20 protein-coding genes and 1 other annotated feature are annotated in these 25,863 nt (G+C 44.1%); of the genes, 1 reads left to right on the top strand and 19 read right to left on the bottom strand.

Features of this window, described 5'->3' with window-relative positions:
- Positions 1-198 precede the first annotated feature (198 nt).
- The 13 genes from AC787_RS00435 to AC787_RS00375 all read right to left on the bottom strand — a co-directional run bounded on the left by AC787_RS00435 (position 199) and on the right by AC787_RS00375 (position 15,633).
- Positions 199-1,566: a sensor histidine kinase gene (locus AC787_RS00435; protein ID WP_054022985.1), complete on the bottom strand. Its 1,368-nt coding sequence runs from the start codon at positions 1,564-1,566 to the stop codon at positions 199-201.
- Entirely contained in the window at positions 1,563-2,237 is a 675-nt protein-coding gene (locus AC787_RS00430) for a response regulator transcription factor (RefSeq protein WP_054022984.1), read from the bottom strand. Before AC787_RS00430 ends, AC787_RS00435 begins: the two co-directional genes overlap by 4 nt.
- A gap of 156 nt (positions 2,238-2,393) precedes the next feature.
- On the bottom strand, positions 2,394-3,869 hold the full coding sequence (locus AC787_RS00425) for a protein adenylyltransferase SelO (RefSeq protein WP_054022983.1): 1,476 nt from the start codon (positions 3,867-3,869) through the stop codon (positions 2,394-2,396).
- Between the two features lie 290 nt (positions 3,870-4,159).
- Positions 4,160-6,367, bottom strand: a complete 2,208-nt coding sequence (locus AC787_RS00420; protein WP_054022982.1) for an S-layer homology domain-containing protein — start codon at positions 6,365-6,367, stop codon at positions 4,160-4,162.
- Positions 6,368-6,790: 423 nt separating this feature from the next.
- Entirely contained in the window at positions 6,791-9,079 is a 2,289-nt protein-coding gene (gene metE, locus AC787_RS00415; protein ID WP_054022981.1) for a 5-methyltetrahydropteroyltriglutamate--homocysteine S-methyltransferase, read from the bottom strand.
- A gap of 110 nt (positions 9,080-9,189) precedes the next feature.
- Positions 9,190-10,092, bottom strand: coding sequence for a LysR family transcriptional regulator (locus AC787_RS00410; RefSeq protein WP_054022980.1), 903 nt, complete (start codon positions 10,090-10,092; stop codon positions 9,190-9,192).
- Positions 10,093-10,161: 69 nt separating this feature from the next.
- On the bottom strand, positions 10,162-10,401 hold the full coding sequence (locus AC787_RS00405; RefSeq protein ID WP_152970666.1) for a helix-turn-helix domain-containing protein: 240 nt from the start codon (positions 10,399-10,401) through the stop codon (positions 10,162-10,164).
- 86 nt (positions 10,402-10,487) lie between these two features.
- Positions 10,488-11,486, bottom strand: coding sequence for a phosphotransferase (locus AC787_RS00400; RefSeq protein ID WP_054022978.1), 999 nt, complete (start codon positions 11,484-11,486; stop codon positions 10,488-10,490).
- A 56-nt stretch (positions 11,487-11,542) separates the two neighbouring features.
- On the bottom strand, positions 11,543-11,866 hold the full coding sequence (locus tag AC787_RS00395) for a hypothetical protein (RefSeq protein WP_054022977.1): 324 nt from the start codon (positions 11,864-11,866) through the stop codon (positions 11,543-11,545).
- 169 nt (positions 11,867-12,035) lie between these two features.
- Positions 12,036-13,121: an aspartate-semialdehyde dehydrogenase gene (asd, locus tag AC787_RS00390; RefSeq protein ID WP_082360570.1), complete on the bottom strand. Its 1,086-nt coding sequence runs from the start codon at positions 13,119-13,121 to the stop codon at positions 12,036-12,038.
- Positions 13,122-13,260: 139 nt separating this feature from the next.
- Positions 13,261-13,523: a binding site (T-box leader), on the bottom strand.
- A gap of 140 nt (positions 13,524-13,663) precedes the next feature.
- Positions 13,664-14,278 carry a hypothetical protein gene (locus AC787_RS00385; protein WP_054022976.1) on the bottom strand — a complete coding sequence of 205 codons (615 nt, stop codon included), beginning with the start codon at positions 14,276-14,278 and terminating at the stop codon, positions 13,664-13,666.
- A gap of 11 nt (positions 14,279-14,289) precedes the next feature.
- Complete coding sequence (locus AC787_RS00380) at positions 14,290-14,526, bottom strand: class I SAM-dependent methyltransferase (RefSeq protein WP_054022975.1); 237 nt, start codon at positions 14,524-14,526, stop codon at positions 14,290-14,292.
- 186 nt (positions 14,527-14,712) lie between these two features.
- Entirely contained in the window at positions 14,713-15,633 is a 921-nt protein-coding gene (locus AC787_RS00375) for a beta-propeller fold lactonase family protein (protein ID WP_054022974.1), read from the bottom strand.
- Between the two features lie 359 nt (positions 15,634-15,992).
- Here AC787_RS00375 and AC787_RS00370 point away from each other — a divergent pair, with 359 nt between their 5' ends.
- On the top strand, positions 15,993-16,880 hold the full coding sequence (locus AC787_RS00370) for a YheC/YheD family protein (RefSeq protein WP_161807498.1): 888 nt from the start codon (positions 15,993-15,995) through the stop codon (positions 16,878-16,880).
- A 241-nt stretch (positions 16,881-17,121) separates the two neighbouring features.
- Here AC787_RS00370 and AC787_RS00365 read toward each other — a convergent pair whose 3' ends face one another.
- The 6 genes from AC787_RS00365 to AC787_RS00340 all read right to left on the bottom strand — a co-directional run bounded on the left by AC787_RS00365 (position 17,122) and on the right by AC787_RS00340 (position 25,818).
- A complete protein-coding gene (locus AC787_RS00365; protein WP_054022972.1) occupies positions 17,122-18,876 on the bottom strand; it encodes a DUF5107 domain-containing protein in 1,755 nt (584 codons plus the stop codon).
- 11 nt (positions 18,877-18,887) lie between these two features.
- Positions 18,888-20,543 carry a DUF4091 domain-containing protein gene (locus AC787_RS00360; protein ID WP_054022971.1) on the bottom strand — a complete coding sequence of 552 codons (1,656 nt, stop codon included), beginning with the start codon at positions 20,541-20,543 and terminating at the stop codon, positions 18,888-18,890.
- Positions 20,544-20,551: 8 nt separating this feature from the next.
- Positions 20,552-22,135: a DUF4091 domain-containing protein gene (locus tag AC787_RS00355; RefSeq protein WP_054022970.1), complete on the bottom strand. Its 1,584-nt coding sequence runs from the start codon at positions 22,133-22,135 to the stop codon at positions 20,552-20,554.
- Between the two features lie 100 nt (positions 22,136-22,235).
- Positions 22,236-23,870, bottom strand: a complete 1,635-nt coding sequence (locus AC787_RS00350; protein WP_054022969.1) for an extracellular solute-binding protein — start codon at positions 23,868-23,870, stop codon at positions 22,236-22,238.
- Between the two features lie 52 nt (positions 23,871-23,922).
- Positions 23,923-24,819 (bottom strand): carbohydrate ABC transporter permease, encoded by an 897-nt coding sequence (locus AC787_RS00345; protein ID WP_054022968.1) that lies wholly within the window; start codon positions 24,817-24,819, stop codon positions 23,923-23,925.
- An 18-nt stretch (positions 24,820-24,837) separates the two neighbouring features.
- Positions 24,838-25,818 carry an ABC transporter permease gene (locus tag AC787_RS00340; RefSeq protein ID WP_063847466.1) on the bottom strand — a complete coding sequence of 327 codons (981 nt, stop codon included), beginning with the start codon at positions 25,816-25,818 and terminating at the stop codon, positions 24,838-24,840.
- Between the last annotated feature and the right edge of the window lie 45 nt (positions 25,819-25,863).

Raw genomic sequence — 25,863 nt, 5'->3', positions numbered from 1 at the left:
TATCTCTATATTGGGCTTCCTTAACGGGCCGCTAAAGAAAGCTTATACGACGAAGATGTACTCCGCGTGACGTCAATATGAACTGAATATGAACAGCAAAAAAAAGCTGCAGCATCACATGCAAAGAGTTTGCACAGATTTCCGCAGCATAGAGTATGTATACGAGCTAAGTCGACTTCTAATACAGTATAAATCAAATTACTCTGTCGGTGTTATGATTGGCAAGGTGACAATGAAGGTCGTTCCTCGGCCGGGCTCACTTTCCACTCGGATGTCACCTTGATGAAGCGATACAATCTGTTTAACGATGGCAAGTCCCATACCGCTGCCTTCATATTTACGGCTGTGGGAGCGATCTGCCTTAAAAAAACGCTCGAAGATACGCTTCTGATCCTCTAGCGCAATGCCTATGCCGCTGTCGGATATTCGGACGGTCACGTTTTTGATATCTTGTTTGATACTCACTTCAATGATGCCGCCATCCTTGGAAAATTTGATGCTATTGCCGAGTATATTGGTCCATACCTGATTTAACAGGTCATGATCAGCCGAAAGAATAACGGTAGGCAATTGGAGCTCGAATCGGATATTGCGTGTCGACCACTGCGGCTGAATCGCGACGATAATTCGTCTTATCTGTTCATCAAGTCTAAGCGCGGTCGGCCGCATCTGTTGTGACTGTGATTCAAGCAAACTCAACTTTAGCAGACTATCACTCATCTTGGACATCCGTTCGGCTTCAGCGATGATAATATCTAGGTAGCGATTTCGATCGTTATCTGCAATATTTACTTGCTTGAGCGCTATAGCATAGCCGGATATCGAGGTGAGCGGCGACTGAACTTCGTGCGAGACGTTCGTTACGAATTCTCTGCGCATCTGCTCCAATTGCTGCAGGTCATGCATCATTTCTTCGAAGCTTCGAGCTAGCGTCCCCAGCTCACCTGTTTGCTTAATATTCAGCTCGACATTGAAATCTCCAGATGCTATCCGCCTAGTCGCTTTTGTTAGCTTCTTAATTGGTCTTATTAGAAATATGGAGGCAATTAAAATAAATAAGCTTCCTGTAACCAAAGCATAAGCCACAAAAGATAATCCCCATTTGAATATAGTAGAGGCAGATGGTGGGGAGAGTGCTTCCACAAACATCGCTTTCATGCCCATGTCTGTTTTGAGCGGCAATCCTATGAAAGTAACAGTAACCCCCTTCATACGAACCTGAACCATTTCTCCATCTAGTACCTTCAATACGTGTTCCTCCGCTATAGCAGCAGGCTTATGTCCGTGCAGCGCTCCGAAAGACTGGACCCGATCCATCGTTTCATAAATTCGAACATGATAGGAATTGAGCTGCTTCATTCCACTTACGAGTTTGTCCGCTTCACGTGAGGGGATGGCCTCATAAATTCGGGTAATATCCTGTCCAAAATTACGCATCAAAATTTGCGAGTTTTCACTCAATTTCTCTTGAAATGCCCATGTTGCCACAAAAAAAGCAATGATCGTGCCCCCGATCACGGATACTAGAAAGATTAACACTACGCGTGTATATAAAGATTTAATCATTCGTGCACCTCAAGCCGGTAGCCAAGTCCGCGCACCGTCTCGATATGAAAATCGGTTGTCGTCGCGAATCGTTCGCGCAGGCGTTTAACATGTACGTCTATCGTTCGATCATCGCCTGCGTAATCGATCCCCCAAATTTGATCGATCAACTGCTCACGCGTATAGATTTGGCCAGGTGTTCCAGCGAGCTTATATAGGAGTTCAAACTCCTTGAGCGGCAACGCAAGTGATTCCGTTCCTCTCATTACCTTATAGGTCTGCCGGTCAAGAATGATGTTGCCGAGCTGTATCGTCTGCGTAGAGCCAATTCGGTATCTTTTCAGCAGAGCCCCAACACGAGCCGTCAGCTCCAGTGGATCAAAAGGCTTCGTCAAATAATCATCCGTCCCGAGCTGGAAACCTTTCACTTTCTCCCATGTCTCGCCTCTTGCAGTCAGCATAAGTAACGGAAGATCAGGATTGCTTCTTCGGAGCTCCTTGCATAACGTCCAACCATCCATAATCGGCATCATAATATCGAGTACGACAAGATCAATATGCATCGAGGCATAGACGGCTAGTGCTTCCTTGCCGTCTCCCGCTTCGGCTGTTTCGAATCCATCGTTGCGTAGAAATAAACAAACGAGTTCGCGAATGTTCGCATCGTCGTCAGCAACCAGTATAGTAGGCATTCGTTCCCTCTTTCCCTGTTCTGCATCCCATATAATAGTAATCATTATACTATAAATCGATTTGAATCATAAACTAACGTGGATAAACACAACAGAATACAAAAGGCAGCTGACCATTTAGGTGAGCTGCCTTTTTTGCTTTTATATCCTTTTATATCAGGTACCGCAAAAGGTTTGGTAAGGACAGGTTGATACCGCAGGAAGTGTGTAATGTTCAGGCCGATCGCGGGAGTGGTCGTAAGGGCTCGAAAGAATATCAAGAAGCTGCTTCATCACACTGTTGTCTCCTTGTTTCACCGAGGCTTCTAGTGCCTCTTCTACTCGAAGGTTGCGCGGGATTACCGCGGGATTACTGCTGCCCATCAACTGATGAGACAAGGCTTTCGATTCCGGCTGCCTGCCGAGTCTCTCCTGCCACAGCTCATACCATTGTGCAAACCCCTCGCTGCCAAAAAGGATCGTATCTTCAGGCTTATCAAAAGTTAACGCGCAGAACGTATTGGTGTAGTCTGCTCGTTGCTCTTGCATCATGCGAAGCAGATCTGTAATTAAGGCTTCATCTTCTGCTTCTTCTTTAAAAATTCCGAGCTTTGCTCTCATTCCTGCAAGCCAGTTATGGTGGTACAACTCTGCAAAACCTGATAACGCATCCTCTGCCAGTTTGACAGCCTGCTCTTCGTTGTCATGCAGCAGCGGCAACAGAGTTTCAGCAAATCTCGCAAGATTCCACGCCGCTATTCGCGGTTGATTGCCATATGCATAACGGCCATGAACGTCAATGGAACTGAATACCGTTTCTGGATCATACGCATCCATAAAGGCACAAGGACCATAATCAATCGTCTCTCCGCTTATGGCCATGTTGTCGGTGTTCATCACCCCGTGAATAAAACCAACGAGCTGCCATTTGGCAATCAGCTCTGCCTGACGCTTAATCACTTCTTGAAGCAGGCGAAGATAGCGGTTCTCGTCATCACCCACCTCTGGGTAATGTCTTTGCAATGTGTAATCAGCAAGCTCTCTGAGCTCTTCAGCCGTACCCCATTGAGCGACGTATTGAAAGGTGCCGACGCGCAGATGGCTGGAAGCCACACGAGTCAGTATTGCACCTGGCAGCTCCGTTTCGCGGTATACAGGCTCACCGGTTGTGACCACCGCAAGGCTGCGAGTTGTCGCAATACCAAGCGCGTGCATAGCCTCACTGATGATATATTCACGCAGCATCGGTCCAAGTGACGCCCGACCATCGCCTCCGCGGGAGTATGGCGTTCTGCCGGAGCCTTTTAGCTGAATATCAAACCTCTCACCTGTGGGTGTGATCTGTTCGCCCAGCAATAGGGCACGGCCATCCCCTAATCTGTTAAAATGACCGAATTGATGCCCTGCGTAAGCTTGAGCAAGCGGCAAAGCGCCTTCGGGAATCTCGTTGCCAGCAAGCATAGCTGCACCATCATCGCTTAGCAGCGCTTGAACATTTAATCCCAGAGATATCGCCAGTGGTTCATTTAAGACATTCAACTGCGGTGAGTGCACAGGAGGTGGGCTCATTCTTGTAAAAAAGGATTGCGGCAGACGAGCATAACTGTTGTCAAAGTTCCATCCTGTTTCGTTTAATTCTGTTTCCTCAGTCATCGTAGCTCCTTTATTCTTAAGTCATTTATCTTCTTTATTGCATGATCATCTAACAGTAACAGTAAAAATAAACATAATTCCCATTTCTCACATAGATGGTTCCCATTTATGTGCAAAGCAATTCGGAATATAGATTGATTATAACACCATTTTCCCCATCGCTTCCCCTCTTTGAACCTGAGCATCGGTAGAGTACATGCTTGTCGACAGTATGACTGGTCAAATGCTGAGAATAGCAGACTTTGAAATAGGAAAATGATTTCATACCAATTGAGCGCAATGCTGAATCTTCAATCTAAGTACTTCTCGGGATAGAGCAACCGCTGCAGCCTCAAAAGAATCGCCGCCGCTTGCTCTCGGATCAGCGTCTGCTGCGGATTGAACTTGCCGTCACTGCCGATCATCACCTTATACTCGTTGACGGCTTGGATAGCGTAGAGACTCGTCGAGGATAGACCCTTAATGTCAACGAACGCCATTCGAGACTCGCTGCCAAAGGTCGCTAAACGACCAGCATTTGCGGACATGATCGCTGCCTCTTCGCGGGTAATCGTACGCTCTGGCTCGAACCGACCTGATGTACGGTCAGTAAGGCCGAGCTTTGCAGCTCTTGCTATCTCGTCGCTGTACCATTTCCCCACAGGAACATCATTGAAGGGAGGGCTGCCAACAGGCTGATCCGTGACGCCGTGTACCAAGCGGAGCAGCATGGCTACGAATTCAGCGCGAGACAACGTCTTTTTCGGAGCCAGCACATTATCTTTCACGCTTACGCCCTGGATGTAGCCTTCATAAAGTGCATGCGCCATATTTTCACTTGCCCACTCGGCAACTTGATTAGCATCCTTAAAGTCAGCCAACGAAGGAGCAGAGACCGATAAATAGAAAATACTTTTGGCCACAGCAGGCGCAGCATCATTCCGATACCCAGTAAGAGTGACGACATGCACGCCGGAGGGCATTCCCGCAAAAGCCACTTTCCCTTTCGCATCGGTCACCTTCGTCTTCCCACCTACTGTCACCGTTATATTCGGTGCCGGCAGTTGACCCGATTTACGATTCGCTTTCTTAACGAACAGCTCGAAAGGCGAATTTGCTGAAGGCCGTCCCTCTGTTAGTTGGCCGTTCGCATTTGAGCCATTAACAACGACCAAGTCGATAACCTCGGTTGTATCCGAACCATAATAGAGAAGCAATCGACTTCTATCACTAAGAACATTCCCGCTGCTAGCGTTTTCTGGGAACATCCAACTGCCATATCTACTGTACTCAGCGAACATCCAACCATTCTTTCCGCCGTATTGCAGAGCGTCGATGCCTTTAATCGAGGTGATTACCTTCTCCCCGGAAGAAGCTGTCTTCGTTTCGTAAGCAATTCCTTCTTGCTTAAGGAAAGCAAGAGCCGTATCTATCGCCTTACCGCCACTTGGAACGCGTCCTTGTGCGATTGTGCCTTTAGGCCCCTCGATCTGAATAATCGCGCTGCCCGCGGCCAAATTCAAATCGTCGATCAGCCGTTCTTTACCGTTCACATACAGCTTATAAGCGGTCAACGCCAAATAAGCGTGAAGCGTCGCCGTCATATCCAAAACGCCATCGCTGCGCTCCGAGAATCCACCTTCATCCAATCGACGAGACATCAGAAAATCGAGCGGCTGAGCGCCTCCCTGCAGCGCGAACGCAGCAGCGTCCATTCGTTGCGATGACAGAGCAATGATAACCTGAGCTGTCGCTGCTGTGCTGAAGTCGAAGCCACCATCGACCGACTGTTGCGTACGCAGCCACTCCAGTGCTTGCTGCTCTGACTCCGTCAGCTCCCGATCTAGCGTTCTCGACATGAGTGACAATCCTGTCAACGCTATGGCTGTCGCCATGGTACTCCCCTTCCCGTTGTCGGACTCGGACCAGCTTCCATCTTTCAACTGCTGATTCATGATGATGTGAGAAAATGCACCAGGATACCAGAAAGGGATTGTATTAGGAGAGTAAGGAGTGGAACTATTCGCCACTACATAAGCGGGTACGAGTTCATATATCCCCATCTTCTCTAGGTCAGGATTGTTCAAAACTGCTGAGAAAAAATCAAGACCAGCGATATTGTTAATGTTGCTGCCGCCAGCAGCAGCATAAGCGATCACCGTTCTTGTCATATCTATATACTTATCAAATCTTCCGCCATTGTTTAATATGACATCCGCTTTCTCCTTCAGAAAGCCTTTCGGAACTGCCCGGCCGTTCTTTGCAAAGCCCAATGCCGCCCAATCCGAAAATGGCTTCTGATCATAAAGCAATTGCTCCGCTTCCTCCAGCGCTTCCTGCATGTCTGCTGTGAAGGTCAGCGAATTATCGACCTTGCTGCTCGCATTAACGCTGCGGCCAGCCGCCAGCTTCTCCGGCGTATTGGCTGACGCGACGCCAATAAGCAGCTGCAACATTAGACATACAGCCAGAAAGACACGCCCCATCCTTGTCGTTATTTTCATTCCGGTTTTTTTCATTCGTATTTCTCCCCCTCCTGCGAGTCAACGTGAATAGCTTTAATGGTAAAATTTACACTAATTGTTAGACGGTACAAAACCTTATTTGTTTCGGATAATCTGAATAAATAGAAAAGGCGATAGACTGAGACGTCATAATAAAGTCCTAGTCTGTCGCCATATCGTTAAAAATAGCAGGCTGCCTCAATCCCATATTTGATCCAATTGGTCTGAATAAAAAAGGATAGCTCTCTTGTACGACTGAATTCCCTCGTCAGCGCTCGTCTCAGCTAATTGCTTTAATAAAATTTCCATTGCCTTGTCATATGCACATTCCAATTATAGTATCATATTTGAGAAATCAGCCGGATTCTAGTATGAAAATAAAAAGAGCAGGCTGCCTACTGCAGCCTGCTCTACCATATTAGTTAACGATTCCTAAGCTTATACCTGTAAAGAATGCTTCGCACGAGCGATCTGTGTCGCTTCAACCATATTGCGCAAGGAATCGACGGTTTCTTCGAATCCGCGTGTTTTTAGTCCACAGTCTGGGTTAATCCAGAAAAGCTTCGGATCTAGTACACGCAAAGCGCGTTCGATCATACTCGTCATTTCCTCCACTCGCGGAATACGCGGACTGTGGATGTCGTATACGCCTAAACCAATACCCAGCTTGTAAGTATTCAGCTCAAAGCTATGAATCAATTCACCATGACTGCGTGAAGTCTCGATTGAGATGACATCCGCATCCATCGCTTCAATGGAATCAATCATATCATGGAACTCGCAATAACACATATGTGTGTGAATTTGCGTTGTATCCTGAACCGTGCATGTGGTTACGCGGAACGCTTTGACAGCCCATTCTAAATAATTGGCTTGATCTTCTTCCTTAAGCGGCAGTCCTTCGCGAACCGCAGGTTCATCAACCTGAATCATGCCAATGCCCGCTTGCTCAAGCGCCTCTACCTCTTGTCTAAGCGCATAGGCAAGCTGGTAAGCGATTTGTTCGCGCGTAATGTCATCACGGACGAACGACCAGTTCATGATTGTAATTGGTCCGGTCAGCATCCCTTTAACGGGACGTTCAGTCTTCGACTGAGCATACTTCGTTTCCTCGACAGTCATCGCTTCCTCGAATGCTACATCCCCAAATATAATTGGCGGTTTCACGCAGCGGGAACCATACGACTGCACCCATCCAAACTGGGTGAACGCGAAACCCGCAAGCTTCTCACCGAAAAATTCAACCATATCCGTGCGTTCAAACTCGCCATGAACGAGAACATCCAGACCAATCTCTTCCTGCAGCTTAATCCAAATATCGATCTGCTCACGGATGTAATTAGCGTACTGCTCATTGTTCCAATCACCTTTGCGCCATTGTTGACGGGCTTTGCGCACCTCTGCGGATTGCGGGAAGCTGCCAATTGTCGTCGTTGGAAAAATCGGCAATTGCCACTTTTTCTGTTGTGCAATATGACGCTCAGAGAAAGGCAGATTGCGTTTTGGATTCTGCTCACTAATAGCAGCAACGGCTTGCTGAATGTCGTTGCGATTGCGTTCGCCTGACTGCTTAAGCGCCTGAAGAGCAGTATCGCATTTTTCCAGTTCAGCTGTGATTAAAGCATCTCCAGCGGTGACTGCTTTCGCAAGAAGAACAAGCTCATCCAGCTTCTCATCCGCAAATGCAAGAGCACCTTTTAGTTCAGGTAATAGCTTAGCCTCATTTTTCACTGTGACCGGAACATGAAGCAGGCTGCAAGATGACTGCACAATTAGCTGATCAGCCGTTACGATTTCTGCCAACTCGTTCAACAATGCCAATTTATCGCGAAGCGATGCCTTCCAGATGCCGCGACCATCGATAACGCCTGCACCTAGAACCTTGTCCTTAGGAAAACCGAATTGTTTAATCGACGATAAGTTTCCAGACAAACCGTGTACGAAGTCCAGTCCTAATCCTTTGACAGGCAACGTTACGATATCACTATAGTTTTCTACGGATTCGAAATAGGTTTGCAGCATGATATTCAGACTAGTAACTGAAGCAGCAAGCGTCTCGTAGATGCTCTTAAGCCGCTTGCGATCATCCTCACTTAATTTCGTGACAAGAATCGGTTCGTCAATTTGTACCCATTGAACCCCTTCACGCTCAAGCTCTTGCAGGATCTGTACATAAAGCGGCAGCAAACGATCCAGCCATGTGTCAGTCTCTGATTGACTATATCCTTTGGACAGCTTCAGGAAAGTTAGAGGACCCACAATAACGGGTTTTCCCTCGATACCGAGCTTTTCCTTCGCTTCCAAGTATGCGATAAGCGGCTTATTCTCTGTAAGTACCGGTGTTGCTCCGTCCAGTTCAGGTACGATGTAGTGATAGTTAGTGTTAAACCACTTGGTCATTTCGCTTGCCGTAGCATCCTTCGTCCCACGGGCAACGCCATAATATATAGACAATGGTACAGTGCCGCCTTCGTAAGCAAATCGCTTCGGAATAATCCCGAACATAGCAGCTGTATCAAGAATATGATCGTAATAGCTGAAGTCATTAACCGAGATGAGATCGATGCCCTTCTCCTGCTGCTTACGCAAATGATTCAGACGGATTTCCTGCAGCTTACCGTGAAACTCTGATTCTTCAAGCTTGCCTGACCAAAACGCCTCGAGCGCTTTCTTCCATTCCCGATCCGCACCAATACGTGGATATCCCAAAACACTGCTTTTCACCATCTCGTAACACTCCTATACAAATTGTTACAAGAAAGATAACACGTATCCGCAGTTATAGTGTAACTGGATTAAACTATATCTAGTCATAGCTTTTAGCTATACCGAATTTTTTATTTGCCTATCACTTGTTTGAGCGCCTCTATATAGGCCGATCCGAGCTTGGATAACGAAGCATTTCGATGAGAAATCCAACCTACATTGATGGTCTCCTCACAATCAAGCGGTACAGGAATAATTTCATTGCCGTTTAAATCTGCACTGAGAACACCAGTCGAAATCGTATATCCGTTTAATCCGATCAATAGATTGAACAGCGTCGCCCGGTCATTTACGCGGATGCTCTTCTTATGCGTCATCGTACTGAGAATTTCTTCTGAAAAGTGAAAAGAATTATATTCGCCTTGATCAAAAGACAAATACGGATAATTCTGAAGCTGGTCAATCGTCACGATGGATTGATTGGCTAACGGATTGTTAATGCTGATGAAAATATGCGGCTTAGCCGTAAACAAGCTAATGAATTGCAAATTCGCTGTTTTGAGCAGCTTATTGATCACTTTCCCATTAAACTCATTAAGATATAAGATCCCAATCTCGCTGCGCAAGCTTTTGACATCTTCAATAATTTCGTAGGTTTTGGTCTCACGCAAAGTTAATTCATACTCATCCTGACCGTACTCTCGAACCAAACTCACAAATGCATTCACTGCAAAAGCATAATGCTGAGTAGAAACCGAAAAATGCTGTGGCGAAGGCTTGGCATTAAGGTAACGGCTTTCCAACAATTCCGCTTGCTCGACTACCTGCCTGGCATAACTTAAAAATTCAACACCCTCTTTAGAAAGTGAGATTCCTTTATTAGACCTCTCGAAAATCTCTAACTGCATTTCTTCTTCTAGATCCTTAATTGCATTGGAAAGGCTAGGCTGAGAAATAAATAATCGCTTGGCAGCCTCATTAATGGAGCCTCGATTAGCGACTTCAATTACGTATTTTAATTGTTGTAGAGTCAATGAAATACTCCCTTCTAACATTCCGTTAGACTCACCAGCAGGTGATTTACTTAAATGTTCTTCCTTACATTATACATATAAAATAAGCCAATCACGGTATCGTTTATTAGACAAAACATCTGTTAGCTTTGATTCAGTACCTTTTTGATGGAAATCCGTGTTCTCTAGCGCGCCACACTGAGGCATCGTTTCTCCCCGCTCCCAATTGCTCACCGCTTGGTAACTGATATGAAGTCTGTCAGCTAAATCCATTTGTGTAATTCCGATTTTCTTCCTTAACTTCGAAATATTCCTGCCTACTTTCAACATATCAAACACTGTCATCACCCCTTCGTTCAAGATATTTCCAGTGTATATTTGACTCTCTATTTTGTATATCAAGCGATGCTTGAGTATCAAATCAAGTAAGATTCGAGTAATTTTTGCAAAGTTAAACGATGTTCGTTTAGCCAGTTATTTCTTGTGCGAAATTGATTAAGTATATAGTTGAAGTTATCTTCAATGGGTTTTCCTGAGTAATGTTGACCTATATAAATATGGAGAACTGCAATATGGTAAATCTGTGTCATGAGCTGCAAATGATTAATTTCTTGTATTGTCGCCTTGCGAAAAACTGCATAGCCCTTAATAAATGCTTCAGTCATTTCCAAAGAACCATTAGATATTTGCAAAATATGATTAAGGCTAATGACAAACTCCATAAAACTAATTTCTATAGAAGTAAAATCAAAATCAAGTACACCGCAAATTTTGTTTTCTTGGGACAATAGGTTGAATATCAACAAGTCATGATGAACGAGCTGCCTAGGCAAATGATTTAGCTGATGAACAGACTCCTCAACTGACCAAATCATTTCTTTATAAAAGTTTAGGTGGGATACTGGTATGTAAAACGGTGGTTCTTCCATAAAAGAAGTTACATCATTACGAAGGGCGAGTGGGTGAAGATCATAAAAGTCTGAAAAGGTTTTTCCGGGGTAACTTTGTAGACCCGTTTCGTATTTGCTCAGTGCGGAAGAGATTTCTCCCACAACCAGACCAAATTCGGTGGCATGCTGTGTCTCTGATATTTCTGGTACATTCCCTTCAAGAAAAGAAACTACGACACCTAAAGTCCCGTCTGATAATCGTATGTATTCTTCCCCGCTCAGCGTCCTTAGAAATACAGGCACTTGGAATGTTAGGTCGCTGCTACTCAAAAATGAAGTTATTTTTGATTCAAGTTCTATGCTCTGTACACTTTTCGTATGACGATCATAGATGCGGACTACATACATTTGACCATTGATTCTAACTATTTTCGTGAGGTTTGTCAGACCAAAAGGAACTGATTCAATTTCATAGCTTGGATTAATAAAATAATGTTGAATTAACTCACCGATTGATGTCTCCATTATATCCCCCTATGCTCATAACTCAACAAGGTCTGGGTATCAACTATCGTTTCTCGCTAGCTGAATACTCTTAAAGGAATTTCTCCATTAGAATAGTACCGAATTACCTTACCCTTTTCTTCAGCATATTGGATCTCTCTTTTTGTACTGTTCCCTATGTAACCATCAACGTCAATTACGAATATTTCATCCGAAATATCAATCTTTCTAAAATGCAGGTTTCCTAGTAATTCAGCTTGTTCTTCTGTTATTTCAAAACCATCGCTTTGCTCAAAGAAAGCAACGCTAATAACGATGTTACCTTGAAGTGTAAGAAAAGCGTTTGCATGTTCAAATTGTTCTTTGAACTTTGTAGAACCGCATAAAGTAATGACTCGCATATTCATTCCCTTTCAGATTTACTCATTTATATATTCTTTCATCCAATTGAATTTCCTTCCAGATCATTAACCAACCACTGATATAACGCATTTTTGAAAAACAGCAAGCCCCTGAAAATATCAGAATGCTTGCTGTTTAGTATAGCTATTCGATTGAAAGTGTGTGCTTCTATTTCGCCTGAATGTACCCTTCCGCTTTAAGCAGTTCGGCGATTAGAACAGCACCACCCGCTGCTCCACGTAAAGTATTATGAGATAGTCCTACAAATTTATAATCGTATATTGAATCCGCACGCAATCTGCCCGCCGAAACTCCCATACCGCGTTCAATATCACGATCAAGTCTCGTCTGCGGCCTGTTCTCTTCTTCAAAATAAGTTATAAACTGTTTTGGTGCGCTTGGCAGGCCAAGTTCCTGAGGCCGCCCTTTGAATTGCAGCCAGCGCTCGAGAATTTCTTCTTTCGATGGTTTTTTCTCGAACGATACAAATACTGTAGCCAAATGTCCGTCCAATACTGGAACGCGAATACACTGCGTTGTAATTAATGGTGCACTTGCTTTAATTATTTCATTATTTTCAATACTACCCCATATACGCAGTGGCTCTTGCTCGCTTTTTTCTTCTTCGCCACCTATATATGGGATAACATTATCCAACATTTCAGGCCAATCGGTAAAGTTTTTGCCGGCTCCAGATATCGCCTGATACGTTGATGCCACCACTTTTGTTGGTTTGTAATCCAGCAGTGCATGAAGTGCTGGCACGTAGCTCTGTATGGAACAGTTAGGCTTAACGGCAATAAATCCGGTCGAGGTTCCAAGTCGCTTTCTCTGTGCAGCAATCACTTCCATATGGCCTGGGTTAATCTCCGGAATGACCATTGGTACGTCAGGTGTCCAGCGGTGAGCCGAATTATTGGAAACAACAGGCGTGCCCGTCTTTGCATATGCCTCTTCCAACGCTTGAATTTCATTTTTTTTCATATCCACTGCACAAAATATAAAATCGACCTGATTGGCAAATTGTTCTACTTTCGAAGCATCCTGAATGACGATATTTTTCACATCTTCAGGAATTGGGCTAGACAACTTCCATCTGCTTTGTACAGATTCTTCATACGTTTTACCTGCCGAACTGGCACTAGCTGCAATCGCCGTTACTTTAAACCAGGGATGCTGATCCAGCAACTGAACAAATCGCTGCCCCACCATGCCCGTTCCTCCAACAATACCAACCTTCAATTTTTCTGTCATAAAATATTCAATTCCTTTCAATATGGCTTAAACGTCTGTAACTATTCAAAATCTCTGATTTGGTGTACCTTATATTGAATGTAAGCAGTATTTCCTTTGCGACAATAAAAAAAATCCCACCCCCAAGACTTTGGACAGTCTTAGGGACGAGATTTGTATACTCGTGGTACCACCCCAGATTCGCTAATATGTCGCCATATTAGCCTCTTCAAGTACGGCATTACCAAGTAATGCTTATACTTTAGCTCTGTAACAGGAGCTCCTGGCAAACCATCCCCTATATGTTGGGTTCCGATCTGCTGCTCTGAGCCTTTTTTCAATAAGGAACCCTTACTCCTTTTCAGCAAACGGAGCTCTCTGTGAAAGAATTCATTTATTTACTCTTCTCTTCATCGCATTTGAATGTTGCGATTATAATATCAAATAACCCTTGTCAGGTAAACATTAATTTTGAAAATTTGAAAACATTACATATTTGAACATATCCAACCCAATCGTTCAATATCAACAGACAGTCTCTCTCGGTAACCCAATATGTACTATTAGTTAATCACTATTAAATCGAATGATGATGGTGGACGAAGGACTGTGAAATAATAATCCTCAGCCGAGTCCCATCGAAGATGCCATTCCACATCGTCAGTACCCTCTCTAATATTATGCCTATTGCGGCGAAGTTCGGGTAATACATCCACGAGAACTGTAAGATCGACAACATCGGATAGTTCAGGGAGCGAGCTATAAATTCCCTCAAGAATAATTACCTCTGAAGGTTCCTTCGTCACTAAGGACGATGCCAAACCATTCCCAGTAGAAAAGGAAAAAGGGTGATATTGTGCATTTTCACCTCTAATCATTGGTAACAATGCCTCCGTTCGCATACGCTGCCAGTTGATACAATGACGACATTTTTGCTCCGATGTATAGGAGTCCCATTCTTCGTTAGTGATCGTCGCATCGAAGAAGTCATCGTACTGGATGACTGCTGCACCCACATGCGAAGCCACCTCAGCAGCCAACGTAGATTTACCTGCCCCGCTCCCTCCATCCAATGACACAACCAGCGGACTGGTTCGTCCAACCAAACGCTCATGAATAGCAGAAATAATGGATTGAACGGCTTCCTGTGATTTATGTGATAAATAGTTCTCTTCCACGTCTACCACTCCTACACTGTCATCGATATTTTAAGCATAACTGCCCTGGGCCAGACAATGAGCAAAGTAATCAGTCCGTTCAAAGTGTTTGAAGTCCATAAAAGCTGTCCACCTGGTTTCATTATACGATAGAATTCACGAAAGGTGGGGACCCAATCATCGATATAATGCAGGGTTAATGAGCTTATAATAAGGTTGAATATCTCGTTTTTAAATGGAAGGGGTTCATCCAGCAACGACTTTTCCATTTGAATAGTCACTTTAAGTTAGTAACTTATGTGCAATTCAAACCTTGGTATGCCCTACACTAAATAACGAATAGACCATCCATAAAACTCCATCTCATGGATGGTCTATTCGTTATGTTTAATAATAGTAAATCGTTCGCAGCGGTATATGAGTCTAAATAATCACGTCTCGCTTATTGTACTTTGTTACCTAACCGGAATTCTTGCCATAAGAATGCTAAAGGGTACATTGCCTACCGGAATACGTCTAGGGAGTTCCACATTCCTTACAGTGTCAACGATGGATACCGTGTTCTCTCCCTGGTTTGTCACGTACGCTCGTGTGCCATCCGGAGTAAATGCAAGCGTAAATGGCCTGACACCCACTGGAATGCGAGGGAGAATTTCCGAATTTGTCGCTGTATTGATGACAGATAAATTGTTATTCTGTGAGTTCGTTACATAGGCTCTTTCTCCATTAGACATGAATATCGCGACAATTGGGTTAGTTCCGACTGGAATACGAGGGAGGATTTCAGTATTTGTGTTCGTATTGATAACCGATAGATTGTTACTTTGCACATTTGTTACATATACCCGTGGAAGCCTAGGGTTTATGGTCGCTGCTGCAGGGGTATTCCCGACTGGGATACGCGTGATTTCACTGTTCGTCGTTAAATTGAGCACTGACACCGTATTTTCGCCCGAATTTGCGACATAACCTCTTGTACCATCTTGCGATATGAGAATACTCGTAGGATTTGTCCCAACCGGAATTGGTTGACCAATCTGGGTATTGGTAGCTACATCAATGACGGTTATTGTATTTCCTCCCGAATTGGCCGTATACAAACGTTCACCATCCGGCGAGGCAAACATACCTGCCGACATGATATTAATACGTGGGAGGATCTCGGCGTTCGTTAGGGTGTCAATTACGGAGATCGTGCCGTCACCGCTGTTGGCCACATACAATCTTCTCTGGTTAGGAGTCAGAGCTAAACCCGTTGGTTCCGTTCCGACGTTTATTCGAAGTATTTCCGTGTCAGTTCTCGTATCTATCACCGAAACTGTATTTTCTCCTTGATTGGTAACATAAGCAAATACCGTTACAGGGAAAACTCCCAATCCAAACACCTCTCTTCATAATTTTAAGTCTGTTGCCTAATATTCATTGTATTTCCATACTATTTAAACCGTGAGGTCAAATGACTCTTGGAAAATAACCTATTTTCATAGACATACAAATATGTCCCACACACTTAGCGTCTCGTCCGCGTAATCTGTTAAAAAGTTTACTATGACATATGTGGGTGATTAGAAGCATGAAGAAGATCCCTTTGATAGGAATTATGGTATCGAAAGGCAAAGATCTCAAACCGATTCTTCAAACCTATGAACGCTATAAAGGGAGACTTCCCGTCCGGCTCTTCACCTTTACTTCCCAAGACATTCATTGGAAAAAACGAACCATTCGAGGCTTATGCTTGGAAAATAAAACGTGGCTAAAAAAAATATTTCGCTTTCCCGATGCCGTCTATAACCGTTGTTATCAAAAGGAGACACCAATGATTCAGCGTTTGGAAACCTATCTTGGACCACATAAGTGCTTTAATCGTGTAACCCAAATAGATAAATGGCAGTTATACCTAGAGCTAAGAAACAGTGATCTTGGGCAATATGTGCCGGAGACATCGCTCTATCATCCGGATCAGCTTCGAGAATTACTCAAAGAAGAGAAGCCTTTAATACTTAAACCCTGCTATGGGAATCAGGGAAAGAAAGTCTATATGGTTGAAAAGACAGAACATCACCTATTCAAGATTTATGAAGATACGTTTACCCCCCTGTACACGTCCTATAACGTGAACGGCTTTTTCAAAGAAATCGGTCAACTTGTTGCTAACAAAAAGTTCCTCATTCAACAAATGATTTTCTTTGCGAGAGTAGATGATAAGGTTGTTGATTTTAGAATACTCGTGCAAAAAGAAGCGACGGGCTGTTGGAAGATTACAAAAGGGATAAGCCGAATAGCTCCCTATCACTTTTATATTACAAATCGCACTGAGAACATCCATGAGATGGATGAAGTACTCGAAGTCTTGTCACGTCACTCTTCGGACAAAGAGTCCCTATATCAAAAGATTAGCTTATTAAGTATAAGGATCGCTCAGTTATTAGACGAAAGGATGGGTTTATTGGGGGAAATCGGCCTTGACTTAGCCATTGATAAGGATGGAGATATATGGATCATTGAAGTCAATGGCAAGCCACAAAAATCCATTTATCGTAAGTTGAAGAGGAAACAACGCGGCGGGATTGGTTCCGTGTATAAATTCCCTTTGGAGTATGCTTATTATTTATCACAGACTTGATCTCATTCCGCGAATTTAAGTTTCACGTCTACACCTTTCGTTCGACAAGCGTTATCTTATTCCTTGCTCAGCTATCTTGCCCGTTCGCTTAACAAATTTGTGCCACGAAAATCGAATGAGGGGAAATACTTTTCTTGTTTATGAACACAAAAAAGCCCTGAAAGGTAAAAAGGCACGACCAAATAAATAAGGTTATACTCTAATCTACCTCAGGGCATATTTTATTAGTTATGAATAATCGTCATTGCTCAACAGCGAGTGACTCGGTCACTCTATAGGCGCCGTAAGTCTCCAGATCATCTTCACCTAGATTATCGGGAACCTTAGTCTCCGTACTTTGCATGGATTGCACAATGAGCTGCCACAACTCAGAACGCTTGTATCGTTGATGCACCTTCTCAAACGGATGCTGTTCCAATATTGCTTTTGCTTCGAGTAGCGCGCCTTTGTCAAAAAGGAACCATGCTTTCCTTTCCATTAGTCCGTCATCTAGAAGCGAATCGACTTGTTCAAACCATTGCTCCCTTTCCTCAAGGGTAGACGGACCAATATGAGACAGTGTGATATCTCTTTCGATGAATACTTGAGGGTGAAGAGCCCAAGCGGGAGAATCCATCTTGCGGTAAGCTTCCAGTGAAGCCGCATAATCTTGCTTGCTTACCCGCAACAGCCTCCCCAGAAAAGCGCAGCTCCAATCGGTCTCGACCGAGTTCAGAAGCTCAAGGCATTCATCTATGTCTCCGCGCCCTGCCAACCATACTCCTAAATAATACGTCCACTGAGCACGCTTATCTTCATCAGCATACTGAGATGCCCACTCCATTGCTTCCCCCAGATGTTCCATACCTGAAGGCGGCCACACGCATTCCTCAGCCCCTGGCGGATTCGGAATCAGATCCGATTTCCCAAGCCGATAAGCTTCGACAAGTCTGCTCCACGGTGCTGTCATCGTATGTGGAGCCCAGTCAAATAACGGGATAAGTTCCGCCTCCATTAATTGAGGCTCGGGAAGTTGCAACTCGCGAATGTCGAGCGGCTTGGAGCTAGGTATCCAATATTGCGTATGCAAGTGGCGTTCACCTGGTTTAAGCTTGTCATTATCCGATTGCTCTACTAATGGGCCTGCCTGAATCTCAACATAGCTCTCTCTTCGGGCAACTGACAATTCAGCCCACTCTTCATGTGGTCCATTTCCATATATCCACAGCTTGATGCCGGGTGTTTCCACTGGATCGGCAATGTGGTACAAACCGGTGCCGAGACTTGGCGTATATACCCCGAATGCATGGCAATCGGTGGTTCTCCAGAAGAAACCTTGCATCCTGTCATAATCAGCGAGCAGGTATTCACGGTTCTTCTCCCACTCGATCTCTTCAAGAACATCTGCGTGACGCAATACTTGCCCAGACGGGAAATGAAATTGCGAATCAGACCGTGCCGGCAAAGCTGCATTGGACCAAGACATCCAGGAGTGCGCTTGTGAGGTCGGATTATGGAATAACGTTCTCTGAGTCAAATAGCGATCATCTGACCCAAGCGAATATTCAACGGTCCATTGCATACCGTAACGGATCTCCTGCTCTCCGCACCATATGTAAAGCCGATCTCCTATTTGCTTCACGCAGGCGTGAATGGTCTCAATCTGTACTGGTGTATGGGCGATAGGAAAGCTGACTTCGATACCACCGCTTATAAAAGCCATTCGAGGCAATATTCTGACTGGACGAATCGATCCCGAATGAAACAAGATCTCCTTGCCACTCGATTTATCGATCAACGAATGAACCTTTCCGCCAAGATCGGGACAGACTGTGACCTTGATCCATTCATTCTCGATAGCCATCATCCGGAACCTGCAAAGGTCTGGTCTCTTAGCGGTTTCACAATAGCTCACATACGGATATATGCCTTCCTCATCTTCGACAGTAGGCACCGGACCGCAAGGCTGCACCCTATGATAGAGCATCGTCTCATGCCATTCCGAGATATTCAGCACAAAATAACCCCCTATATACGATCTTTGATCAATCGATTGATGCGTTCACGCATGTTTATAATCCACATCGAACGCTTCTCGTAGCGTCTAAAAGTAAGCGGCTCTTGCAAGTCTTCTTCCAAGCACTTCATCGTTTCTTGCTTGCCGATCAGCCCTTCCAACAGCTTGAGTGCTCTTACATCCTGCATGGCTTCACGCATCACAGCCAAGCGGATAGAGCTGATAGGCCCGCTTTTACCCGGATACACGAGAAACGCATCCCCCGACGGGAATCCATGATCCGCATCCGTTACTTTAAAGGGGTCGATTGGCTGGATCACCGACTTCTGCGAGTACCAGTGGTTATAGCCCCAATGCAAAAAACCTTGAATATCATACTTATACAGTTGCGCCCCAATGATGCGCGTACGTTCCGAGGGCATATTGAAAAAACGGTTGGAGAGGCCATCTTTATACTCGCAGCAACAATAATAGGCCCACAGATTACTCGCATGATTTTCGGTAAAGGTATCTATATGTTCTGTAGACACGACAGGATGCGATAATAGGCCTGACGCATAAAATTGGTAATCTGATAACGCATCGATAATGGGAAAATCTCCTATTAAAGTGCGCAACAGAGTACTGGCATCCTGATAGAATGGCATATCCCCGATCCACGGTTCGTCCGATACGTGGAAGTAAGCTTGATGTTCCAGCCTGCGCGCACTGATCAGCTTCAACAGTTCAGGAATAAACTGAGTCAAAAAACTACGGTATTCTTCACCAGCAGCATTCGTTTCCCAGCCAAATATTCGCTCTTCGTTACCACCCGTCTCGGCTATAATTTTCGGCGCATGTTTCGCTCCCCATTGCGTGAACAAGTGAGAAAATTCAAAGTATTGGATCCCCTTGCTTAAGCACAACTCCATCCATTTCTCCAAACGTGAAAAATCAAAGGTGTACCGCTCTCCTTCTCTCGTCACTCCGATTAATTGATTCGTCGGACGTTCCTCTCCGACATGCATCTCTAGCGGAGGAGTGAACAACGGGGTCAGAATCATATTCATGCCGTATTCGACATAATTAGTTAGGTAAGCATCAATGATTTTCCAATGGGAATCCGAGAACGCAACTACCTTATACTCGGTGGCCAGGCAATCCAAGTAGAACCATTCGGTATGAATCAGTTCCTGCTCTGGCAATGAAGCGGCAATAACTTCGAGTTGAAATTGTTCCTCACCTAACTGTTCGCCCGATTCTTTCGTGAACCGAATGCTAATCGGATGGATGCCGGGTGCAACTTTCTCCGTAACTCGAACAGTTATCCAGACGGATCGCCATTGGTTTGGAAGGGATCTCACGATATTCCCTTCTAAATCGTACAGTGGATCGGGATACAAGCCAGGCTTCGTTCGAAGCAAATAATCGTCATGATCTTCATAACTTGGCAGTTCAGAAGGCACTAAGCCTACGCTTCTGAGCGTTATATCATGAGTAAGCGGTGAATCGATGGTCACAACAATGTTTCTGAAGAACGAAGCTGATCGATACGCGACTTGAAAGGAATAATATTCTCCGATCAGTGAAGACCCCTGGGTAAAGGCTGGCTCTTTCAAGTCTTCGTCAGCAAATATTTTTACTAGAGAATGGAGACATCTTGTCTCAAGGATTACATTCTGCTCCATGGATTACCCTAAGTATACTTGGAGACAGCCTGCAGCAATCGGCGGTGCGCGTCAGCAAAGTGTACAAGATCCTCGTTGACTTCGTTAAAGCTGATCAAGCAAGAAGCTGTGATTTCATCAGCTAGTTCCTTGTCTTTAGCAGCTAAAATTCTTAACAGCTCGTAATCTTCAGCGCCTGCTCTCATCGCTTCAAAACGCATGCTGGAGAGCGGACCGTTCATGCCAGGGTATACGATATGAGTGTCGCCTGGCGGGAAGAAGATATCGGTATGATTGAATGGATCTTTATCATCTGGACACCAATTTAGCCCCCAGTGTAAATATCCTTCCATATCATACTTATAATTCCCCCAATGCAAAAATCTGCTCCGCAGCAAAGGCATATCCCATAGGCGATTTAAATAGCTGCCTCCAGGGTAGCAGCAGGTATAGTACCACAGCTTGTCTCCGAGTGCCCGCAATCGTTCAAATTCCTCGCGATGCTCCTGATAATAAGAGTTTTTCGGAATCCATATATCCACTGCTCCTGACAAATCAGAGGTTTCCACCGCCTCAAGCAGTGGCACTCCCGGCATAAACTTTCTCACGATGCCGGATAGAATCCGATATTCTTCCTTGCTGTTTTCCGTAGGCTCATCCGCTACATGCTGGATGAGGATGTCCAGCCAACCATTCTTCTGTAAGAACTCTCTCCAAGCAGGCAAGAATTGAGATAGGAAAGCGTATCCTTCGTAAGATATCGCTTTAATAGGCTCGCCGTTATTCCAAGTGTTCCATATGACAAATTCCGATCCCATGAATTCTTGCCGTCCGGCAAGCAATCCGCCTTCTATACCAGAAAATCCAAGATCAAGATAGAGACGAATGAGACGCTCGGCTTTATCGAAGTTAAAGCGATATTGGTTCTCACCGACCAGTTCCTTATCGATCGCATCCAGCGGTACCCAGAAATGGGTTTGACGTGCTCGCCTCATCACTTCGCCATAGCGACGGATCATAGCCCAGTGATCTTCGGACCACTGCTCCAGATTATATCGTTTGGCCATGTTCCCCAGGATAAACCAATTGATGATGGACAGCGTTTCCTTCTCAGGCACGACAGCAGAGAACACTTCCAATTGATAGGGAATGCTGCAGGTTTGTTCCCCGATCTTAACGACCAATTGTCCTTTGTACAGTCCAGGCTCGATGTCCATTGGAATCTTCCAGGCTATGTACAAAGCCTCCGTGTGCGAAAGTGTGCGAACATCCGCTGTCAGCGGATTTAATGCTTCGTATACGCGGAATGGCGCTTGACGTGTCGTATACCCTTTCGCTGACTCTCCCTCTTGAACGCAGAACCCGATTGGTCCCGTGTTCTTCTCTACATAGATATCGAGCAGTTGATACATTTCCGGGTTCTGTATTCTGTTGTCACTGCCGCCAGTACATTCACAATCGATAGACGATTCCACATCAACGTCATTGAACAGAATCTGGCAAGCGGCATAGCTGCCTCTGGCCACCGGTATATCAATACTTTTACAGCCTTCCTTGTCTACTAGACTATCAGGATACAACCATTCGTTGGCATTGAATACTTGATATTTCATAGTGTTTTCCTCCTTATAACGACAGGGTAGACACCAAGTTTTTCACCGTTAAGCTCCAAACCCGCCATCTACCCCGCGTCTTTAAATGGAGCGTGAACTACTAAAGTCTGTTATAGGCGTCCACAGCTTCCTGATATATCGCAATTAGTTTCGAGAGACCCATCTTCTCAAGATCTTTTTGGAAGCGATCCCAATCCGCTTCAATATCACCTTCACCAGTCACCCAACGTGCAAACCTTTCGTCGGTTGCTTTCTGGATGTCTGTTTGAATTGTAGAAACTTCATTTTGTTGTTCAGGCGTTAGCCAGATCGGAGGAAAAGGATTTTTTGTAAGAAAAGGAGCATAGGCTTCAGCAAGCGTATACAGCTTGTAGTTTTCCCCTGCTACAGCATTCGGCCCCATATATACTCCTTCTGTCTTTTTACTTAAATCAAAAGGCCAATAATTAGGAAAACCTGTTATTTTGGCATACTCAGCTTGATCTTCTGATACTGCCAGTGCTTTAAATTTTCCGTCCTCTGTCTTTATCCATCCTTCGCCTTCCTTGCCATACAGCGTTTCATTTAAACCCTCTTCTGTAATAGCCGGAAACAATTGATCCAACCATCTGAGAATCGCAGCAGGCTGTTCTGCAGCTGAAGTAATTGCAAATTGTGCTCTATACACATCTGGGTCCGGTTGCGGCCACTCGGCTTGCTCAACATTTGGCGCAGTTACTGGAAGCAATATCCCATACTGCTTAAAGTTCTCTTCACCAAGCGACTCAACGCCATCCCAATCAGAGGTTACACCGTAGATTGGTGGATTTTGCCGCCCTTTAGCTTTCCATTGATCTGTATCATGAGTAAACACTTCAAGGTCAAGCAAACCCTCATTCCACAGCTTATTAAACCATTTAACGGCTTCCTTCCATTCTGGTTGAACTGCCGTGTATAATACCTTCCCATCCTCAACTGCAAGATGATTAGGCGTATCTACTCTGCCGAAAAATCCAAAGAAACCAAATTGATTATTGTTAGGACCGTTTATTTCAAAGGATAAAGGAACTTCATCTTTTTTATTATTACCATTAGGATCATTGTTTTTGAATGCTTTCAACACCTCATAAAGTTCATCTGTTGTTGTTGGCATGTCCAAGCTTAATTTATCCAGCCACTGCTTGTTAATGTGCAAAACTGCTTTCGTATTCGCTTGCTGTTGTACAAGTGGTATCGTGTAAATATGACCATCTGGCGTTGTTACAGCTTTGCGCGCTTCCGGAACATCCTCAAACATTTTCTTTATATTTATAGTGTACTTATCAATTAGATCCTCTAAAGGAATAAATACTCCCTTTGGGCCATACTTCATAATTTCTGTTTCCTGAAGCACCCAGCTTGCGATAACATCTGCATAATCACCGCTCGAGAACATCAGATTTTTCTTTTCGTTAACCGATGCCCACGGTTGCATGTCCCACTGAACATCTACATTAGTTGCTTCTTCTATTTTTAGATAAGCTTCCTTTTCATCCAGACTTGTATCACCAGGCATAAAAATACTAAAAGAATATTTATCTTTTACTATCGGAAGACCAGTAAGGTATACATTGCCCTCCATTGGTCTGCCGTCTTGACCCTGTTCCGGTGTCGCTGCTTCTGAAACAGGCTTCTTCTCCGAACTGCTGCAGCCTGCTACAGTAGACATAGCTAATGTCAAAATAGAACCGTAAATTAACCCTTTTTTCATCTTCATACGATAACCCCCCTTTGGAATTGTAAATCATATTTTCTTGTATAGACTTTGCTTATCCCTTAATCGAGCCAATCATGATACCTTTAACGAAGTATTTTTGAAGAAAGGGATATAAAATGAGAACCGGCGCGCTCGCAACAATGATGACAGCGTATTTGACTAACATAGCAAGCTGCTGCTGCTGATCTACTAATGCTTGATCTTTAATCAAGGAAAATGAAACTGTATTCTGCACCAAAATCTCACGCAATACCAGCTGCAGCGGGAACAATGCATGCTCTTTCAAATAGATCATTGCGTTAAAATAGGAATTCCAGTAGCTCACACATGAGAACAGAATCATAACTGCAATCAGCGGTGTCGTCAAAGGAATGACAATCGATATGAAGAAGCGCTTATTACTGCATCCATCAACTTTGGCCGCTTCAAGCAGTTCATTAGGAATCGTGGACTGAAAGAAGGTGCGCGACATAATAATATTCCATACACTCACTGACCCCGGAATAATAATCGACCAAATCGTATTAAGCATACCTAAGTCTTTCACCAACAAATAGGATGGAATAAGACCGCCGCTAAAAAACATCGTGAATACCAGGAAAAATGTAAATATATTTCTACCTTTTAAATCTCTCCTTGATAACGAATATGCTGCTGGCAGCGTTAATACAAGGCTGAATACCGTACCGATTACGGCATAGAATAAAGAATTTCGAAAGCCCACCATAAGCTGGTTATTGGAGAATACTGCCTTGTATCCTTCTATAGTTAATCCTTTAGGCCACAACCATACTTTTCCTAAACTCACTTGCATCGGATCGCTGATGGATGCAATGACGATAAAATATAGTGGATAAAGCACTAGCATCATAACCGTCGTAAGAATAATATAATTCAGTAGATCAAACAGCTTGTCCACTTTAGATTTATGAATGAACGCTGCTTTCATCCGTTTCTCCTCTTTTCTCTACCATAAGCTGTTATCAGATATTTTCCGAGCAACTGCGTTGACAATAATAAGCAGCACAAAATTAATAACATTGTTAAAAAGTCCAACCGCGGTTGAAAAGCTGAAATCTCCACCCTGCAAACCTACCTTATAGACATAGGTTGATATAATTTCGGAAGAAGTAATATTCAAATCATTTTGCATCAAATAGATCTTTTCAAACCCTAAGCTCATTACTCCGCCTAGAGCTAGGATCAACAGAATGACAACTGTTGGCATAATGCCAGGCAGATCAATATGCCATACTCTCTTAAGTTTGTTAGCTCCATCAATCATTGCGGCTTCATGCAGCTCTGGACTAATACCGCTTAATGCAGCCAAATAAATAATGGCTCCCCAACCACATGTTTGCCAAACATCAGACAATACATAAATTGAACTAAATAGTTTAGAGCTTCCCATGAAATTGATCGGGTCACCACCAAACATGGCGATAACAGAATTAATAATACCCGCAGATGGGGAAAGAAAGATTAACAGCATCCCCACTATAACAACAAAAGATATAAAATTAGGTGCGTAAGTGATCGTCTGCACGATGCTTTTAAACCTTTTGTTCGGTATTTGATTAAGCAGCAAAGCAAGTATCAATGGAGCAGGAAAACCAATTGCAAGCGCATACAAACTAATGAACAGTGTATTTTTAATAATATCCCAAGCATATGTGGAATTAAAAAAACGGGTGAAATGATCTAATCCTACCCAACTGCTCCCTAATATCCCTTCCGTTGGAGAAAAGTCTTTAAATGCAATTTGTACCCCATACAACGGATAATAGTGGAACACTGCAAAATATATGAGTACAGGAAGCACAAATAAATAAAGATCAAGATTTCTCTTCATGTAATCAAGAGTGACATTAGCCTTTTTCTTTCTTACCGAACTAGTATGACTCAAGTCTTCTTGAGCAGATATTTGGTTCACACCGATCTGCTTCATAGCTCATACTCCTTTCTCAGCCCTCTGAATTTGGGAAAGCCAGTC

It is taken from the genome of Bacillus sp. FJAT-28004 (assembly GCF_001280845.1).
GTDB lineage: Bacteria > Bacillota > Bacilli > Paenibacillales > Paenibacillaceae > Pristimantibacillus.
This window is presented reverse-complemented; position numbering and strand designations above follow the sequence as displayed.